This is a genomic window from Sphingomonas sp. Leaf33 (assembly GCF_001421785.1).
In the GTDB taxonomy this organism is placed as follows: Bacteria; Pseudomonadota; Alphaproteobacteria; order Sphingomonadales; family Sphingomonadaceae; genus Sphingomonas.
The window spans coordinates 1,934,534-1,938,324 of record NZ_LMLB01000001.1 but is presented as its reverse complement, the minus strand read 5'-3'; the positions used below and the strand labels follow the sequence as shown (position 1 = coordinate 1,938,324).

Here is a 3,791-nt window from a genome sequence, read left to right as displayed (position 1 = left end):
GCCTCTCCACACGCTATTCCCTCACGGCCCGCCCCCTCCACCCCCGACCTGCGGTCGGCGGTCCCCCTCCCCGTGCCGGGGAGGATCGAGGTTGCGCGGGGAAATAGCCCGCTGATCGTCGCCTTCCCGCACACCGGAACCGACCTCGCCGACTGCGCTGACGCGTTCGTGTCGTCGTGGCTCACCCGCCGCGATACCGACTGGCATATTCACGAACTCTACGCGTTCGCGCAGGCGTTGGGTGCGACTACCGTCCGGATGCCCATCTCCCGCAGCGTGATCGACGTGAACCGCGATCCGTCCGGCGCCTCGCTCTATCCGGGTCAGGCGACGACAGAGCTCTGCCCGACGACCGCCTTCGATGGCGATCCGCTTTACGTCGGTGCAGGGCCGGATGCCGACGAAATCGCTCGTCGACGGACGGCCTGGTTCGATCCCTATCACGCCGCCCTCGCCGGCGAGATCGCGCGTGTGAAGGCCATCCACGGCCACGCCGTCCTGTACGACGCGCATTCGATCCGCAGCCGCATCCCGCGACTGTTCGATGGCGCGCTTCCGCAGTTCAACATCGGCACGAACGGCGGCGCGACCTGTTCGCCGAGGCTGACCGCAGCCGTCTGCACGGCGTGCGGCCCGGACCAGGTCGTCGATGGTCGCTTTCGCGGTGGCTGGACGACGCGACACTATGGGCAGCCGGCGCACGGCGTCCACGCGATCCAGATGGAACTCGCGATGCGCGGCTACATGACCGAGCCCGACACGCCCGACGAGAGCAACTGGCCGACGCCGATGCTCGCCCATCCCCCGATCGCGCCGGTGCTGCGCGCCGTCATCCACGCCTGCCTGGATTTCCGCCCATGACCCGCCTCGACCCAACCCGGATCATCAAGCCCGCGACCGGCACGACGCTCAGCGCCAAGAGCTGGCTGACCGAAGCCCCCTTGCGGATGCTGATGAACAACCTGCACCCCGATGTCGCCGAGCGGCCGGAGGAGCTGGTCGTCTATGGCGGCATCGGCCGGGCGGCGCGCGATTGGGAAAGCTACGACCGGATCGTCGAGACGCTCCGGCGGCTGGAGGACGACCAGACTTTGCTCATCCAGTCGGGCAAGCCGGTCGGTGTGTTTCGCACGCATCCCGACGCGCCGCGCGTGCTGCTCGCCAATTCGAACCTGGTGCCGAAATGGGCGGACTGGGCGCATTTCGACGAACTCGATCGCAAGGGGCTGGCGATGTACGGCCAGATGACGGCGGGGTCGTGGATCTACATCGGCACGCAGGGCATCGTGCAGGGCACGTACGAGACCTTCGTCGAGATGGGCCGCCAGCATTATGGCGGCGACCTGTCGGGCAAGTGGCTGCTGACCGCCGGCCTTGGCGGGATGGGCGGGGCGCAGCCGTTGGCGGCGGTGATGGCCGGCGCGTCGTGCCTGGCGATCGAATGCCAGCAGAGCCGGATCGATATGCGGCTCCGCACCGGCTACCTCGATCGCGCGACGACCAGTCTGGACGAGGCTCTGGAGATCGTCACGACCGCGCGCGAACCCACGTCGGTCGGGCTGCTCGGCAATGCTGCGGAACTCCTGCCCGAGATGCTGGCGCGCGGCGTGCGCCCCGACCTGCTGACCGACCAGACCAGCGCGCACGATCCGGTCAACGGCTATCTGCCGGCCGGGTGGAGCGTCGAGCGCTGGCTGGCCACACGCGACCAGAACCCGGAAAGCATTGCCGAGGCGGCCAAGACATCGATGGCGCGCCATGTCGAGGCGATGCTGGCGTTCCAGGCCGCCGGCGTGCCCACGGTCGATTACGGCAACAACATCCGCCAGGTCGCCAGGGACGCGGGCGTCGCCAATGCGTTCGACTTTCCCGGCTTCGTCCCCGCCTACATCCGGCCGCTGTTCTGCCGCGGGGTCGGGCCGTTCCGCTGGGTGGCTCTGTCGGGCGATCCCGAAGACATCTACAAGACCGATGCCAGGGTGAAGGAATTGCTGCCCGACGACACGCACCTCCACCGCTGGCTCGACATGGCGCGCGAGCGGATCCGGTTCCAGGGGCTGCCGGCGCGGATCTGCTGGGTGGGCCTGGGCGATCGCCACCGGCTGGGGCTGGCGTTCAACGCCATGGTCGCGAGCGGCGAATTGAAGGCACCGGTCGTCGTCGGTCGCGATCACCTGGACAGCGGCTCGGTCGCATCGCCCAATCGCGAGACGGAGGCGATGCGCGACGGATCGGACGCGGTCAGCGACTGGCCCCTCCTCAACGCGCTGCTCAACACCGCATCCGGCGCGACCTGGGTCTCGCTGCACCACGGCGGCGGGGTCGGCATGGGCTATTCGCAGCATTCCGGAATGGTGATCGTTGCCGACGGTACGCCGGAAGCTGCCCGGCGGCTGGAACGCGTGTTGTGGAACGATCCGGCGACCGGCGTGATGCGCCACGCGGACGCGGGCTACGAGATCGCCCGCGACTGCGCGCGCGATCGGCGGCTGGACCTGCCCGGCATCCTGTAGCGGGGCGTTCAGGGTTACCGGAGGTGGATGTCGCCGCGGATCAAATGGCTGATCGCACATCGGAATTTCTCCAGTGCCGGTTTTTATTTTGTACCCACCGACTTCACCGCGCGGATGGCAGATTCTCACGATTTTTCAGGGGGATGCCGATTTTCAGGATGATTTGCGCCGGGTAATTCGGTAGAAATCTACCGTATACGATAGTGTGCTAGGCATTTTTTGGGTTGCATGGCATCGATCTTTGCCTTGCATCAATGTATATGCCGGCACGTGATCGTACGTATTGAAACATGAACCAGCTTCATCCGCTCCGCACATTCCGGTCCGACCAGTCCGCCAGAGATGGGACGAGTGCTCTGGTCGAGCGGCTGACGTCCTTCGGCGCGTTGACGCCGGACGCGATCACGCACCTGCAATCGGTGCCGTGGTCGATTGCCGACCTCGGCACCACCCGATCGACCCGCGCATTCGACGGCTTGCGCGACCGGGTGATGGTGGTGCTGTCGGGTGTCCTGTTTCACCACGCCATCGTGCGGTCCGGTGCGCGGCAGGTCGTCTGCGTTCACCTGCCCGGCGAGCTGATCGGTGTCGATTGCCCGGGCACCGGCACGGCGGCGCTGGGCGCACACGGCCCGGCACAGGTCGCGGTGTTCGAGACAGCGGTCTGGCGCGAGGTCGTCGCGGCGCAGGCGAGCGTTCGCGACGCGGTCGATCACGAGGTGCAAATCAACCTGGCGATCGCCCGCGCGTGGCTGACCAACAATTGCCGGCGCGAGGCGGCGACGCGTGTCGCGCACCTGCTGTGCGAAGTGTCGCATCGCATGGGCGGGGCGGCGCTGCCACGGCTGACGCAGGAATTCCTGAGCGACTGCGTCGGGCTGACGTCGGTCCACACCAACCGCGTGCTGCGCCGCTTGGAATCGATGGAGTGCCTTCGCCGCGAGGGCGATCGCTACCAGATCGTCGACGACAAGCTGATGCGCGACTTCGCCGAATTCGACCCCGCCTACCTGATGCCGGTCGTGCCTTCGGCCTGACGCGCGTCGCCTACTGCCAGAGGATGCGGCGGTAGAGCGTGATATAGTCGTCGGCCATCCGCTCGACCGAAAAGCGGTTGACCACCGCCTGCCGGATGCGGGCGCGGTCGAGGTCGGCGGCGCGATCGATCGCGGCGATGGCCTGGTCCATGTCGTCGACCAGGAAGCCGGTGACGCCGTCGTCGATCAGTTCGGGCATCGATCCGCGCCGCGTCGCGATGACGGGCGTGCCGCACGCCAT

General features: G+C 67.4%; 4 protein-coding genes. 3 read left to right on the top strand and 1 reads right to left on the bottom strand.

Annotation, left to right across the window (positions count from 1 at the left end; all coding sequences use genetic code 11):
- The first annotated feature begins 72 nt into the window (after nt 1–72).
- The 3 genes from hutG to ASE86_RS09495 all read left to right on the top strand — a co-directional run bounded on the left by hutG (nt 73) and on the right by ASE86_RS09495 (nt 3,550).
- Nucleotides 73–861 carry an N-formylglutamate deformylase gene (hutG, locus tag ASE86_RS09505; RefSeq protein WP_056425146.1) on the top strand — a complete coding sequence of 263 codons (789 nt, stop codon included), beginning with the start codon at nt 73–75 and terminating at the stop codon, nt 859–861.
- Nucleotides 858–2,513: a urocanate hydratase gene (gene hutU / locus ASE86_RS09500; protein ID WP_056425143.1), complete on the top strand. Its 1,656-nt coding sequence runs from the start codon at nt 858–860 to the stop codon at nt 2,511–2,513. Before hutG ends, hutU begins: the two co-directional genes overlap by 4 nt.
- A 290-nt stretch (nt 2,514–2,803) precedes the next feature.
- Entirely contained in the window at nt 2,804–3,550 is a 747-nt protein-coding gene (locus ASE86_RS09495; RefSeq protein ID WP_056425140.1) for a Crp/Fnr family transcriptional regulator, read from the top strand.
- Nucleotides 3,551–3,560: 10 nt separating this feature from the next.
- Here ASE86_RS09495 and ASE86_RS16485 read toward each other — a convergent pair.
- A partial coding sequence (locus ASE86_RS16485; protein WP_235524032.1) for a glycosyltransferase occupies nt 3,561–3,791 on the bottom strand: 231 nt, incomplete at its 5' end.